Genomic DNA, 15,836 nt, shown 5'->3' with positions numbered 1-15,836 from the left:
TTTGAGGTAACCCTTCAAAAATCCTTCTTAAAATCCTGCCTTATTTTTAGGGCGGGATTTTATATTTTATGGGCATATTAAAAACCCCGCCAAATTGCTTAATACTATAAGGAATAGGTGTCAGAAAAGGCCCGCCTACTATTTCAACTGACTAATATTGTCAAAAAAGGCAACCTGCAAATCAAGCAGCGACTTTACATTTATCTTTTCACCGTAAGCATCGAAGCACAAAAACTTAGTGGCCTCCGGTTTATTTTTCTTTGATTTTTCGAAAAAATTAAAGGTTTCAAAAAAATAATGATTGGTTGTAATATGACTTTTGCTGTTGGTTTGCGATGTGTTGAGCCGGAACCCGATCGTATCTATCCATTTGTGCACTTTTGCGTGCAGCGTGTTTCCAATATTGTTCATAGGTTAATGTTTGGTTAAGTATTACGAAATACTGTGCCACAATGTTACTATTGTATCAACGGATTTTAAACAATAGTTTATTTCTTGTGTGAATTACTTAAACGTATCAGGATCATTATTGGTATCTCTCACAACAATTAATGAAACTAATTTTCCACACTTTCGTAATAATGCTTAAAGCAAGTGAATCACTTAATCATGGCCTTGCTCAAACCCGAATCTTATTACGTGATTACGGTACACACTTAGGTTTTGCAACACTTAACAGCCTATAAAACTTAAAACGCACCGGTATTCGTCCTCATTCCTGCCCGAAATTGACTGACTGATCTTAATAACAACCTCAAGGCCGGAATTTTCCGGCCTTTTTCATTTAATATTTTGTAACATTAATATGATTGATAGGCCTTTACGGGCTTTATGTGTAACAATAATATATTGATTTGACTTTATGTATATTTTAAGTTGAACATTTGTAGTTCATATTACGTCTATATACCCAAATACAACAATCGTACGCTGAAAAAACATTTATGAAACCCCTACTTCTTATCTTGAGTTTTATTCTTTTATCTGCCTTTGGCTCCTACGCCCAGACGGGGCGGGAGGTAAAGGGAACTGTCGTTGATTCCACAAAGCTATCCTTACCCGGGAGTAGTGTTAAGCTGGTTTCAAACGGCGGTGACAGCACAATCGCTATTGCCGATGCTGCCGGTAAATTTTCGTTCCCGGTGGTAAAGGGCAACAAACTAACCATTACCATTTCATCAATAGGTTTCACAGCCATAAAAAAACATTATTCGCTTGATGCCGGCACCCAACCGGTTGATCTTGGCGCTATTGTGTTAAAGGCCGAAACTAATATGCTTAACCAGGTTACCATTGTTGGTGTTAACCCGGTAATACTAAAAGAGGATACAACCGAATATAAGGTAAGCGCTTATCCCGTACGTGAAAACGCCCCTGTTGAAGACGTATTAAAAAAACTGCCCGGTGTTGATGTGGATAAAGACGGCAACGTTACGGCCCAGGGAAAATCGGTTACCAAAGTGCGCGTTAACGGAAAGGATTTTTTTGGAGGCGATGTTAAAACCGCTACCAAAAACCTGCCTGCCGACGTAGTAGAAAGCATCCAGGTAATTGACGACTATGGCGATCAGGCCAACCTTACCGGTATTAAAACCGGTGAGCCCGACAAGATCCTGAACATCACCATCCGTAAAGACAAAAACCACGGCTACTTCGGCCAGGCAACAGCTGGCGATGGCGAAGACTTTTTACCGAAAGATCAGGGCATAGCCAACGCCAACCGCTACATCGGCGACCTTAAGTTCTTCAACTTTAACAATGAGCAACAGATAGCCGTGTTGGGTACAATCAACAACACCAACGTAAATACGTTCACCTATGGCAGCGCAACATCCGGCGGTGGCGGAGGCGGTGGTTTTGGCGGCGGGGGCGGCGGCAGGGGCAACGCGTTGCGTGGTTCCAGCAGCTCAACTACCAGCGCAAATGGTATCACCAATGCACATGCCATCGGTGCCAACTTCCGCGATCAGTGGGGTAAAACCTTATCTGTTTATGGCAGTTACAGCTATACGGATAACACCACCAATACCCTTAGCTCGTCTATCCAAACCAACAACGTCCAGACTCCAAGTATCAGTACACAAAAAAGCAACCAGACTGATAATCCAATCAATCACCGCTTTAACTTTAACCTGGAGTGGAAGCCCGATACAATCAACTATTTAAAGGTTGTACCAAACTTTACTTACTCAAGTACCAATACAAATGCAAACGAATCGGTTTCGTCAACCATTGGCGGGATAACAAACTCATCGTATACCTCGTTGTCCCATAGCGATGGTACCACGCCAAGTTATGGCATTAATGCTTTGTACAACCACCGGTTTAACGGGCACGGTCGTAATTTAAGCATTAACATCAGCGCCAATACATCAAAAACGTCACAGTTTGACAATCCAACCTATGATTATGCGGATGGCGCGCCACGCCAGGCACCGGCAAATCAGCAAACCAATACAGATAGCCGTGTAACTACTTTTGGTACAAACCTCTCATACATTGAGCCAATAAGCAAACGGGGGTACCTGGAATTAAATTATGCTTTTAACCGCTCAAACACCACAAGTGATAAGGAAACTGATACACTTAATACAGCCAATACATATGATCATTACGACAGGCTGAGCAATAATTATAAATACAATTTCACCACAAACCGGGTTGGCTTAAACTATCGATTTATCGAGAAAAAATACAACCTTACCTTAGGGATTGGCGTACAGCCGGCCACCTTAAACGGCCTCAACCTTAAAAATGATTCGGCTACCCACGTAACCACCTTCAACGTAATACCAACCGCACGTTTCAGTTATAATTTCTCAAGAGGCAAGGCTTTAAACTTTTTATATAGCGGATCAAGCAACCAGCCTTCATTCACCCAGTTGCAACCGGTTATCGATTTTACAAACGCGCTTTACCCTGTACAAGGTAATCCTACCCTGCAACCAGAGTTTGCCAATAATTTTTCGTTGAGGTATAATAATTTCAGCTTCCAAACCGGCGATATTTTCTTTACCAATTTTAATTTTACGGCAACGCAAAATAAAATAGTACAAAACACTATTTCTTATCCACGTAAATTTAGCAAGGCTGTATTAGCCGCAGACCCATCACTAAAAAGTTTTGAGGGCACAAACCTTACCAACTATTTAAATGCCGGTGGATATTATACCGGTGGCGCTAATGTGGTATATGCTAAACCATGGGCCCAACGCAAATTTACCCTGCAATTTAATGGCGCCTTAACGTATACCAATGGCGTTGCATTCTCTAATACTATCGACAGTAACAATGTTGCCGCATCGGCCGCGCCTTTAAAAAACATTGCTAAAAACCTCAACTTTACTCCGGGTTTAAAATTCAGGGTGAACATTGTTGATATTATCGATGCAGAAGCCAGCAGCAGTTACGGCATTAATAAAACAACCAACTCTATCCACAGTACACTTATTGATGGCAGTTCAAACTTCCGTACATTGAATTTAGGCCTGGCCGGTAAAAATTATTTCTGGAAAGACTGGACCCTGAGCTACGACTTTACCCGTACCGTAAATTATGGTTATGACGCCAGCCTGGATATTAAAAACCCTAATATCCTGAATACTTATGTTGAGCGTAGGTTTTTGAAAGACCATCGCGCCACTATCCGCTTAGCAGCATACGATTTGTTTAACCAAAACACCGGTTATACCTCTGTTGTAAACGGTAACATCACCACGCAATCAACGGTAAACAGGCTTGGCCGTTATTACCTGTTAACGTTTACACTTCGTTTACAAAAGTTTGCGGGCAAAGCCCCAAGTCAAGACCCTGGTCAACGCAGGTTTAACCGCGATGGCGGAGGTCCCGGCGGGCCAGGCGGCGGCCCGGGTGGGGGTGGACCAGGTGGCCCAGGCTCTTTCTAACCTGTAGCTCCTGACTTAAAAACATAAAAAAGGCTGATCGTAATTGATCAGCCTTTTTATTTAAGCCTGTTTTAAAACCAACTACATTTATTTTCCATACCGCAGCGCGTACGGAATGGGTGTAATTTTCTTTTTGGCGATATTATCAGGGGTTACGTATACAAAATCAAGCTTCCTGCCGCCTTCTTTTTGAAAATATTCTATCCGCAATGGATAAAACCCTTTTTTCAGCGGAACGATATATGACCGCTCAATATCACCGTCATGCAAACCATCAAGATCAATGATAACCTTATCGTTCAAATACACTTTACAACCGTCATCCGATCCTAATCCAAAAATATAATAACCGTCCTGTTCAACTTTAAATTGCCCATCTATAACTAAGCCGAAATTGTTTTGGCGCGGAAGCTTATTAATATTGAAGAGGCTATCTTCTGTGCCTTCTTTAACCGGTTTTAATGTCTTAAAGTCGGGCAGTTTATCCCATTGGCCTTCGTAATAAGCGTAATGAAAGCCGCCGGGTTTATAGTTTTTCCTGAGTGATGATGCGGGCAAATAGGCCCCTTCTTTAAATTCTCCGCTGAAGGCTTTGTCAAATTTAGCGCGACCGGCAATCTGGCGCATGGTAACTTTCGCGGGACCGGCCAACTCAATTTCGGGTTTTACAAATGGCGATGTCATTAACGGCAGCGAACCATCAAAAGTATAATGCACTTTTGCTGTATCTTCAAAGTACCAGATCTTTATCGGTCTATCTTTTAAAACAATACCAGCGGACGGGTGAAACTCCAATGGCTTGCCACCATAATCATTATAGGCAAATCTCAGGCCATCGTAAAAGTTTTTCAGCCGCACCGTTCCATGCGATTCTTTAGGGTACGCCTTAACCACCCACTCAAACCCGGCCGGCGCGTCCTTTTTTAACAGGCTATCCATTGGGGTAATCCGCATTTCTTTCATACCCTGCCCCTCACGACCACCTATGTAAAGTGACTTTTGCAGGCCGGCAAGTGACGGCAATTTCTCTTTAACCTGCTTAAGCATAATACCGTTATCCCACCAATAACTCGGGTCGCCGGCAACGTAATTATTAAAAAGCTGCGGCTCGTTCAACAAAGCATAAGTAACAAACACCCCACCAAAGGAGTGGCCGAAAAGCGTGTTATCACCATCCGATGGATAGGTTTTATTGATATAAGGAATCAGCTCATCCTTAAAAAACTTCAGAAATTTATCGGCTCCGCCCGATGTTTTATTGCCACTGTTATGCGTTGGCAAAAAATCCCTGTCCCGGTCGGTATTTAACACGCCTACAATTATCATTGGCGGCATGGTGTGCTCATCAAAAATAAAGTGCTGTATATCGCGCCCTAATTTTATATTCCAATCATCAAGGATATACAATACATCGTATTTCGTTGTTAAACCGGCTTTATAACCATCAGGCAGTATTACCTGTATCACACGTTTCTCATTCAATACAACCGAATTGATAGAATCGCGCTTACCGGGCATGTCCTGCGCATTTGCACGGCCAAATAGGCCGAATGATAGCGCCATAGTAGCAGCTAAAAAAAGATAGGTCCTGGTTTTCATCATGATGGGCATTTTGGTTATAATTAAGACTATCTCCTGATAAAGATAGTTACAGCCACCTTGTAAAATTAAAGACTGCATCTTTTAATTTGATACAGCCTCTTTGTTTTACCGTTTACTTATCTGCCTATTTTGTGCTTAGCTTATTGAACTTCACACTGTAAGTAACCATAAAATAACGTTTCAATGTATTGTTTTGTACGTCGTTAACCGAGTTGCTGTTGATGTAACGGTACACACTTACGTTTTGATTAAAGATATCATAAACAGAAAACTTCAACTCGCCCCGGTCTTTTTTAAGCATTTGCAGGGCCAGCGATGAACTCACTACGTTAACGCCTTTTTTAAAGCCTGCCGCAACCTGGCCATTGTAATTAAAATCCTGCTTGGTTTCCCAGATTATCTTTTTAGGGAACCTCACCACCAGGCTATTGCTTATGGTATAAGTGCCCACTTTTACGCTCCTGAAATCATCATAATGATATTTGGTATTTGATTGATTAAAGCCCACGCCTGTATTCAGGTCAATTACATCTTTCCAGTTAACGCCAATGTTTTCATGTACCCCATACGAAACTGTGTTCTGCCAGCCTTCAACATTATTAAGCAGGTTAAGGCTTTGGTAATAGTTACCATAAAAATTGGTTGATGTGTTAACCTGCCACTCTTTAACCTTTTTAAACCGTTTAAACACCCCAACCGAAAAATTATAGCTTGGCCGGCCATCGCGGTTAACCGTTGTATTGGTTTGCGCGCCATCTGAGCTAATGGTTTGCTGCGTAACGGCCATGTTTTTTTGCGAAGCGATATTGCCGTATGAGTAAATCCCCAATTGGCTGTCATTAAAGTATTTAAAAAAGTTAATGTAATAGTTATTGTTTATGCTGGGCACAAGGTTAGGATTACCCGTATAGCTATACAACGGACTGTAAACTATAGTAATAGGCTGCAAATTTGATATCCCCGGCTGATTAACCCGGCGCTCATAGCTAAAAGATATCCCATAAGCCTCAATACGAACGGTTGGCAGCAGGAAAAAATAGTTTTGCATAAGCCTGCTGGTTACAAAGTTATTGTTGATTTGCTGCCATTGGGTATTAAGCCCGGCGATGATCTGGGTTTTTTTGTTAAGCTGATAAGTAATGCCCGGCTTAATGTTCTCCGTCCACTGATCACGCTTAAGGTCAGAACTTTGATTGCTGATCAGCGAATCGAGGCCGGTTTTACGATCATAGGTAAAAACCTGGTCGCTGGTTTTGTTGTATATGCCCGATGTGGTTACATCAACAATAAGGTTTTTGGTTACGGGGTAGCGGTAACTAAAATCCAGATTACCCGAAACATTATTTGACGTATGGACTGAGAGGCGGTGCAAACTATCTGACAAATCGGGACGCTGGTAATTTACCACATCATTATTGTTGAAATTGTTGCTGTGGTTAGGGTTAATACTCAGGCTATGTGATATGGTAAACGACTCCTTGCTTTTGTTTTTAGATCGCTTATGAAAGTAAAAGCTTTGATTAAACTGCGTTGAATGCCAATCGCTCGTAGAGTTTGACACCGACTTGTTTACCGGCATATCAAAATTGTTTGACGTATTGCCCAAAGCTGAGGAGCCGCTGTTATTAGAATTATAACTTAATGATGGATTATAGCGCAGGTTTCGGACAGTATCCGGCTTCCACTCCACAAGGCCACTAATTGTGTGCGTATGATTGTTTGCATACCTGTTGCTTGAAGCGCGCGTTAACAGGGTAGTATCTTTCAGAAACTGCTGCTGAAAATTGGCCGATTCAACCGTATTATTCCGTTGCGTATAAAAATATTGCAGGTTAAGCTTTAGTTTTTCGCCATAGTTTTGGTTAAGATTAAAGCCACCTGAGGTGATCTTTTCTATACCACCGCCCCAGTTACGGCCGCCGTTAAAGGAGGTGTTGCCACCGCTGCGGTCAAACCCGCCTTGCGCGTTAAGCTCCTCGCGCGAAAAACCTGTATGGTTAAGGTTATTACTTAAGCCGATAATACTCACCTGCAAAGTATCCCGGAACATATTGAATAACCCACCGGCCTCATACCTGTCACGTGAGCCAGCGCCGCCGAACACCTTCCCGAAAATGCTCTTTTTAATGGCCTTTTTTAATTTGATATTGATGATCTTTTGTACCTGGGTTTCGCTCACCAAATGGTCTGGATCGTTTTCGCGGTCATCATAAACCTGTACCTGGGCCACGATAGCCGCATCAAGATTTTTGGTAGCGATTTTGGGATCAGAGCCAAAAAACTGCTTGCCATCTATTAACAGTTTACTTACCTGCTTCCCATTAACGGTAATTGTTCCGTCGCCATCAACCTGTACGCCGGGAAGCTTTTTTAGCAGCTCTTCCACAGCGGCGTTTGGCCGGGTTTTGAATGCGGCAGCATCAAACTCTATGGTATCTTTTTTTACTTTAATAGGCACCCGCTCGGCCCGTACCACAACCTCGCTAAGCATTTTGCTGTTGAGCGCAATGCTCCCTAAATCAACGATATCTCCTTTTTTAAAATTAAAACGGCGGATATAGCTTTTATATCCTGCAAACGAAATAACCAGGCGCACTTCTTTATCAACAGGCAGGCGCTGCAGTTCAAAGTCGCCATTTTTTTTACTGAGGGTATAAGCAATAAGCGAGGTATCTTTCAGATCAACCATCGCGACGGTACTTAATTCAAGAGGTTGCTTATTTAGCGAGTCGGTGACTTTGCCTTTAATAGCGGCCCGGTTTTGGGCAAAAGACGCCGAAAACAGGCATAGCAGGATCAGTGAAAGAAAAATTGTTTTCATCCTGGTTTAGGTGCAGATGTTATAAGGTTAGATTAATTTATAGGTAGAGATGTAGGGCCGTGGTACTGTTAGGAAACTTAATTCATGAGGTAGTATAGGGTTTAGATGTTAGTGCTCTGGTTAATTATTTTGCTGATAAACGCGTGTTCGACAAATATCAACTGTAAAGGTTTAAAGCATAAAAAACCATTCCTCTACTTATCCACTACACTACAACCATACACGGCTGCATTATATGCTATAAAGATGCCCTTATAACAGCAAATTAACGCAAATATTGCGTTGTCTGCGTTCAAAACAGCCTTTTGACGTCGTAATCCGGGATTTGTAACATTTGTTTTACCAAAAATTTCTCTTTTTTCATCAATACGGCAAAAAATAAGACTATTCCCTTCGGTACGATATTTTTTTGCGATATAAGCATCAAACCAAATAAATGAATACAAAAACGATAAAAATCAAACATAATCGCAATAAAATTTTGCCGATTCCGTTTTTAAACCAATATTGTGCAAGTAATATTATTTTGCACCGAATTAATTACCTAAAACCATAACATTATGAAAACAGCAGAAACCTACAAATCCATTTATGTAACGTTTTACAGGTGGAATGTTAAAAACTTTGGTCACGGCGGATTGCCAAAAGCCAACGCGCTTTTTGGGGCGAGTTTTTTAATGATCATTTTGCTGGCCATTTTAGTAAGCGTGGCGCAATTGTTTTTAAATGCCGGCTGGTTTCAATTAAGCCCGCTATCTGGCTTAATGATACTGATGGGGGCAACAGGTGCATTTATACTTAACTATTTTGTGTTGTTGAACAGCCGTTTCTTCAAAAAAATCAATACAGCGTTTGCCCGCATCAGCAAACACAACCCTAATACATGGTCAATAATGCTGATGGTTTGCGTAATAGTTTCCTGCACCATGCTATTGATTGTTTGTGAAGCAGGCGCGTTTTTAAGATAGGATTAAATTATATGGTTATAATAAAACCCACCGGTACCGGTGGGTTTTTTGTTTTATACGGCGCTGCTTTATCACCTCATCAAAATGCTGGCAATCACTAAGCCGTAGCAACAAGCGAAAAAATATTTTAATATTAATATTGATTTATCAAGGGATAATATTTGTAAACGCCCCGACATCCTTTCCTGTACTTTTACAGTATTAAGAATCGCCCGTCATTCTAATCAAACTATCTTGCTACATGCAGATTGAGAATGAGCTGATAATATAATTTTTGAACCGACCTTTTTTGCAAATACCACGAAATGATAAAACATTCCCTGCTTTTCAGTATTATTTTCTGCACCATAAATTGCGTTGCTCAAACGAAACTACCAACAGATCTGGGCAACGGCTCCGTTAAGATAGGACTGTTTTGGTTTCCTCCTGCTGATACAGCAAAAATGGATACTGCCGGGCACATGGTGATGCAGTTTGACTACCACATCCTACATGATAAGGTGCTCAGAAGTAAGAATGCAGAACGGCCACTTGCAAGCAATTCCTCACGTGAAAACAGTACCGGTAGCGATACTACAGTTAAGTCATCTTTGGCGGTATCCCTTATCACACCACACTATCTAATCGACTGGAAGAAAAAACTTGTCTATACCTTTTTTACCAAGAACAAAAAGCCGTTCATCTCCAAGGATTCCCTGCGAACAGATTCCGATGAGTTGTTTTTTAGGGCATTGCTCTTAGCTATCATATCAAAAAGAACAACCATAATAGACACAGCGCATCAACAACCGATAACCGTTGCGGGGTTGCCCTGCTATAAAGCACTGTACAAATCCTCCGACCAGGTACAATGGCATCAGTTTATTTACACAAAACAGCAACTTCCCATCTTCTCGTTACTAAACGCCTATTTGAATTTCAACTTCTCGTTTACCGTAGTCAGCTTTGACGCCGAAAGTACATCAGCGTTCAATAATTATTCGATTACCTGTATATCCAGAATCCAGTTGCTTTCCTTTGACACAGAAACACCGGACCCCAATATATTTCAATTACCTAAAGGGGTGCCAGTGCTCAAAAGTGTCCCCCATTTAAGCATGTATTAACACATTAAATAACCAAATACCTTAACCCATCTAACACAAATCGTATAAAAAGAACACCGCTCCTTGTCTTAACAGCCTTCATATGTGCAGCAGTATCCTGCAAGAAGTCAGCCAATCAGAATACCCCGCCTGAAGGGTCAGAAGCATTCTATAAAGCAAAATTAGAACAACTGGTACATATCACGCCAGCCAGTGCCACCACGGGCGTGCAAACCGATGCTGTAACGAAAGAGACTACGGTTACGTCATTTAAGAGTTATAAAAGGCATATGAAGCGCTTACATTTATCGAGAAGCAAACAGTTTTTACTCACATCGATTCGGTTCAATTGGCTCACACGGCGAACATAGCAGCCAACGCCCTTACCCCCAACGACGTTCCTCTCACGACCAATTATTCTTTTTCTAAAGCCATCACCGATGCCACCTCGATTAGCGGTAGTCTCATCGGCACCCTTTCAGATGCGTACACAATAAATTTTATCGCTGGCTATACTAAAAAAGCAAATGGCACATACTCGTATCAGGGGCTTTCAAATGCGGCTACCACACCGAAAATGGCGTATGGCGGTATCGGGACAGTGACCACAACTAATCCTCTTATGACTACGGGGGTGTACACAGGAAACTTTGCCGGGAATTTACAAGGAAATATCGTCATCGCGACGGTACCGTTCTCGTTTCAAGCCCATTTTAACGGAAATTATACCGTGAACCTTCCCCCCCCCGGGGCAGGACGTGATAATTACTCATAGTTTATCTGCTTCGGCTTGGGATACTGGCGGAGGAGGAACAAATCCACCACAATAGCAAACTGTGATGTTTTCAAATGTAAAATAGCGAAGTCGGCGACTTCGGTATTTTACATTTAATGCAGTCAAATAAAAACAGTTTGGGTATTTGTAACTACCCGGTAAACACATGAAGCAGAGAAAACACGGTTGGCATTATTCTGACAGGTTTTTTGTTTTATACGGCGCTGCTTTATCACCTCATCAAAAATCTATATCTTTCGCTTCAAATAAACTTTTATCACAGTGTTGGTTAAAACCTTTGGAAGCGCGGTTTATGGGATACAGGCTATTACCATAACGGTTGAAGTGAATATTGCATCGGGAACTAAGTATTTTATTGTTGGTTTGCCCGATGTTGCTGTAAAAGAAAGCTATTTCAGGATAGAATCGGCATTAAAAAACTGTGGTTTCAGAATGCCCCGCCAGCAGGTGGTAGTTAATATGGCTCCCGCCGATATTAAAAAAGAAGGTTCCTCTTATGATCTTACCATCGCTACTGGCATATTAGCAGCATCCGGACAGATAGAGCACGAAACCCTTGATAAATTCATCATCATGGGCGAACTTTCGCTTGATGGAAGTCTTCAGCCGATAAAGGGCGCTTTACCTATAGCCATACAAGCCCGCAAAGATGGCTTTAAAGGCTTTATCCTCCCAAAACAAAACGCCCGGGAGGCAGCCATTGTAAATGATCTTGAGGTTTACGGCGTTGAAAGCATTAAAGATGTTGTTGAATTTTTTAATGGTACATCTCAACTAAAACCTGAAATAGTAAACACCCGCGAAGAATTTTACGACAGCCTCTGTAATTACGACAGCGATTTCAGTGAAGTGAAAGGCCAGGAAAATATCAAGCGCGCACTGGAAATTGCCGCGGCAGGCGGCCATAATGTGATCCTGATCGGTCCGCCGGGAGCGGGCAAAACCATGCTGGCGCGCAGACTGCCATCCATTTTGCCGCCTTTGAGTTTATATGAATCATTAGAAACCACCAAGATCCATTCGGTAGCGGGTAAGCTTGCAGCTGCAGACGCGCTGGTGACCATCCGCCCGTTCAGAAGCCCTCACCACACCATCAGCGATGTTGCTTTGGTAGGAGGGGGAAGCAACCCTGCCCCCGGCGAAATCTCGCTGGCACACAACGGTGTTTTATTTTTGGATGAATTGCCTGAATTTAAACGCAGCGCGCTGGAAGTAATGCGTCAGCCATTGGAAGAGCGTCGCGTCACCATATCGCGCGCTAAGTTTACGGTTGATTACCCCAGCAGCTTTATGCTGGTAGCCAGTATGAACCCGTGCCCCTGTGGGTATTATAATCACCCCGAAAAAGAATGTATCTGCCCGCCAGGCATGGTGCAAAAATACCTGAGCAAAATCTCGGGTCCGCTGCTTGACAGGATTGACCTGCATGTGGAAGTAACGCCCGTTAATTTCAGCGAACTATCATCTGACCGTGCTGCCGAAAAAAGCGAGCTCATCCGTGAACGTGTGATCCGGGCAAGGGAGATCCAGGTAGAGCGTTTCGGAAACCGGCCCGACATGCACGCCAACGCGCAAATGAGCTCCCAAATGGTTCGCGACCTTTGCAAAATTGATGCCGCCGGTCAAATGCTGCTTAAAAAGGCTATGGAAAAGCTCGGCCTCTCGGCCCGGGCCTACGACCGCATCCTCAAAGTATCCCGAACCATCGCCGACCTTGCGGGAAGCGAGGAGATCAAATTGGAACATTTGGCAGAGGCCATACATTTCAGGAGTTTGGATAGGGAAGGTTGGGCCGGATAATAAGAAGCGATACAATGGATAAAATATTTTTTCTGGCGCAAGTATGAAGGGTAGGCCATGCGTGTAAAGGCTACTTGTGCCAAATAGAGTATAAATTTATTACCTGATGAGATTGTGAATATCATTATGAAAACCCACTTTAATGGCCCAATTAGCTTAACATTTAATATTTCCATTTTATAATGAAACCCAAACCTTTATTACTTATCACATTCTCCGCATTAACAATCTTCCTCAGCTCCTGCAAAATGTACAACATACCTGTAGGCAGCTTTTTAGAACAGGTGCCGAGCCTGGAAACGGTGAACCTAAAACCGGTTACCATGAAAGATCCATGGGGCCATATCGAAACCTACAATGTTTACCCTATTGATTCGATAAAATGTTTTGATAAAGACGGAACTCCTTATAAATTAAAGAACGGCCCATCTATTGAAATACGTTTTACAGACGTTAACGGCAAGCGATCTACCTTTTATTTCGACCGAACCTGGGTTGTACGGGATTCTGTCATTGGTCTTGAATCAAGATTTCTTTCGCTAAAAAGAACAATAGCTGTAAGCACTATTAAAACCATTGAAGTACAGGATGGTGGAAAAAAGTACAAGTACGTTAATAAGTAGTACGGTTTAAAAGATCCTATGTAGTATCACCTGGTCGGAATTTAATTTTCTTTAAAAAATATTTTTAAAATTAAATTCTGATTTTATTATTTTTATGCGTACTAAATTCCACTTTAGCATGTATAAACCGATACAAACACGGTTTTAGACCCAACCTATGAAAATCTTAAGCAAATCATTGATCCTCCCCCTGCTGTTATTTATACAAGTAGCCGTTCACGCGCAGAATAACAGTCAGGATAAAATCGCACAAGCAGAAAATAACCTTGTTGGCAATATCCAGATCGAGGGAGAAAAGCCGGGGAACCTGTTAAACCGAATGGCTTACTATAAAATTCCGGGATTGAGCATTGCCGTTATTCAAAACTATAAAATTGTATGGGCCAAAGGTTATGGCATGGCAAACGACAGCGCGAAAATACCGGTGACCGCAAAAACGCTTTTCCAGGCGGCATCTATCAGCAAATCGCTTAATTCGGTTGGTGTGCTCAAGCTGGTGCAGGACAAAAAGCTCGATCTTAATGCCGATATCAATGTTTACCTAAAAAGCTGGAAGTTTCCTTACGATAGTGTATCCAAGGGCAAAAAAATCACCATCGCAAACCTGTTAAGTCACAGCGCCGGTTTAACGGTACATGGCTTTGGCGGGTATGAACGCTGCATCCCGTTGCCTACTGTAGTACAGGTACTCAATGGCGAAAAACCGGCTAATTCGCCTGCCGTTAAATCCATGTTTGAGCCGGGGTTGCGCTATGAATATTCGGGCGGAGGTACTACCATCACACAAATGATTGTGATGGATATAACTCATATGCCTTACGCCGATTATATGAAAAAAGAGGTATTAAAACCGCTCGGCATGACAGGTAGTACATACGCTCAGCCGCCTTATGATGTAGATCAGAACCTACTTGCTGTTGCCTACAGCTCCGATGGCAAACCTAAAAAGGGGAACTATCACATTTACCCGGAGCAGGCCGCGGCAGGCTTATGGACCAACCCAACTGACCTGGCAAAATACATCATTGAAACCCAACTGGCCTACGAGGGTAAATCTGCCAAGGTTTTGAACCAGGAAACCACTAAGATCAGGCTCTCTGTTCATGCTGGCAATGATGTGGGTTTTGGCGCATTTATAGATAAAAAGGATAGTGTTTTATATTTCAGCCATAGCGGAGTAAATGAGGGCTTTCGCTGCATTTACTATGGAAGTTTAGAAGGCGGCAATGGCATAGTTGTAATGGTTAACAGCGATAATGATAACGTTATCCCGGAGCTAATCAACAGCGTGGCCAAGGTTTATGGCTTTAAAGGGCTATTCCATTCTAACATCAAGAAAGTTGTATCGGTACCTGCCGACGTTTTAAAAAGCTATGCCGGTAAATTTTATATTGGTCCGCCAAGAACTCTAACTATAAGCGAAGATGGGGGTAAACTTTATGCCGTGGCCGCCGGCGAGGGTAAGCGGGAACTTTATCCGCAATCAAACAATCGCTTTTTCATGAAAGATCTGCCTTACGAACTGGAGTTTAACAAAGATGCCGATGGCAAAATTCACGTTACACTTATTGATGGCGGCAATAAGATGGAACTGAAACGGGTAGAGTAAGCAAAAATGAAATATTGGGCTTATTATATTTTATTTTTCATTTACATCCGGGAGGTAAACGCTCAGATACAATTAAAAATCACTGAACCAGAGCCCCAAATCACTAAAGATAGTATTAGATTTACGGTCACGTTGCCTGTAATAAAACCCGCTCCTTGTTTAGAGAAACTGCTTTGGGCTATCGCGAAATCTAACAAAAAGTATTACCGTTCGGGCGAGTCTTTTTATGTTTTAAATTTCAGCCATCGAAGAGATTATAAATATCTGGAAATATATATGGCGGCCAGGCATGATGCTAAAAAAACGAACTATAGTGCCGCTATTATATTAAAGAGCTCGCTTTTCTTATGTGATGTTAATGTTAGTAATGAGCCTCTTTTTCTTAAGACATCTCTTAGTGAAACAAAACTCAAATTAAGTATTATTAAAAAGTCAACCCCAATTATTTCGCTGATTGAGCCTTCGCTTCAGGGAACAATGAGCATTTGCGAAGGGTTCCCCATTTACGTTGAAGTATATACTCCAGAGCCTATTTCGGGATATAAGATGAATATCAAACGATAGTAATTGTTAAATTTCCACCCTCAAATGTTAAATCCAACATTCAGATATATCTTTTAACCTGGT

10 protein-coding genes are annotated in these 15,836 nt (G+C 42.1%); 7 read left to right on the top strand and 3 right to left on the bottom strand.

Annotation, left to right across the window (positions count from 1 at the left end; translation table 11 throughout):
* Positions 1–138: 138 nt before the first annotated feature.
* Positions 139–411 (bottom strand): hypothetical protein, encoded by a 273-nt coding sequence (locus EAH55_RS02515; RefSeq protein ID WP_112574212.1) that lies wholly within the window; start codon positions 409–411, stop codon positions 139–141.
* Between the two features lie 533 nt (positions 412–944).
* On the opposite strand from EAH55_RS02515, the gene EAH55_RS02510 reads away from it, so the two are divergent.
* On the top strand, positions 945–3,905 hold the full coding sequence (locus EAH55_RS02510; protein ID WP_121808358.1) for an outer membrane beta-barrel protein: 2,961 nt from the start codon (positions 945–947) through the stop codon (positions 3,903–3,905).
* A gap of 87 nt (positions 3,906–3,992) precedes the next feature.
* Here the strand turns inward: EAH55_RS02510 and EAH55_RS02505 are convergent, their stop codons facing one another.
* Positions 3,993–5,507, bottom strand: coding sequence for a PA14 domain-containing protein (locus EAH55_RS02505; protein ID WP_162996725.1), 1,515 nt, complete (start codon positions 5,505–5,507; stop codon positions 3,993–3,995).
* A gap of 124 nt (positions 5,508–5,631) precedes the next feature.
* The gene (locus tag EAH55_RS02500; protein WP_121808356.1) at positions 5,632–8,328 is read right to left on the bottom strand and encodes an outer membrane beta-barrel protein; all 2,697 of its coding nucleotides are present in this window, start codon (positions 8,326–8,328) and stop codon (positions 5,632–5,634) included.
* A gap of 560 nt (positions 8,329–8,888) precedes the next feature.
* On the opposite strand from EAH55_RS02500, the gene EAH55_RS02495 reads away from it, so the two are divergent.
* The 6 genes from EAH55_RS02495 to EAH55_RS02465 all read left to right on the top strand — a co-directional run bounded on the left by EAH55_RS02495 (position 8,889) and on the right by EAH55_RS02465 (position 15,773).
* A complete protein-coding gene (locus tag EAH55_RS02495) occupies positions 8,889–9,296 on the top strand; it encodes a hypothetical protein (RefSeq protein ID WP_121808355.1) in 408 nt (135 codons plus the stop codon).
* 305 nt (positions 9,297–9,601) lie between these two features.
* On the top strand, positions 9,602–10,402 hold the full coding sequence (locus EAH55_RS02490) for a hypothetical protein (protein WP_121808354.1): 801 nt from the start codon (positions 9,602–9,604) through the stop codon (positions 10,400–10,402).
* 1,036 nt (positions 10,403–11,438) lie between these two features.
* Positions 11,439–12,977, top strand: a complete 1,539-nt coding sequence (locus EAH55_RS02480) for a YifB family Mg chelatase-like AAA ATPase (RefSeq protein WP_121808352.1) — start codon at positions 11,439–11,441, stop codon at positions 12,975–12,977.
* 248 nt (positions 12,978–13,225) lie between these two features.
* Complete coding sequence (locus EAH55_RS02475; protein ID WP_121808351.1) at positions 13,226–13,600, top strand: hypothetical protein; 375 nt, start codon at positions 13,226–13,228, stop codon at positions 13,598–13,600.
* 157 nt (positions 13,601–13,757) lie between these two features.
* Positions 13,758–15,209 (top strand): serine hydrolase, encoded by a 1,452-nt coding sequence (locus tag EAH55_RS02470; protein ID WP_121808350.1) that lies wholly within the window; start codon positions 13,758–13,760, stop codon positions 15,207–15,209.
* 6 nt (positions 15,210–15,215) lie between these two features.
* Entirely contained in the window at positions 15,216–15,773 is a 558-nt protein-coding gene (locus EAH55_RS02465) for a hypothetical protein (protein WP_121808349.1), read from the top strand.
* The last annotated feature ends 63 nt before the right edge of the window (positions 15,774–15,836 follow it).

Source organism: Mucilaginibacter kameinonensis, from assembly GCF_003675385.1.
Taxonomy (GTDB): Bacteria; Bacteroidota; Bacteroidia; order Sphingobacteriales; family Sphingobacteriaceae; genus Mucilaginibacter; species Mucilaginibacter kameinonensis.
Note: the sequence above shows the minus strand (reverse complement) of the source record. Positions and strands in the feature narration are given on the sequence as shown.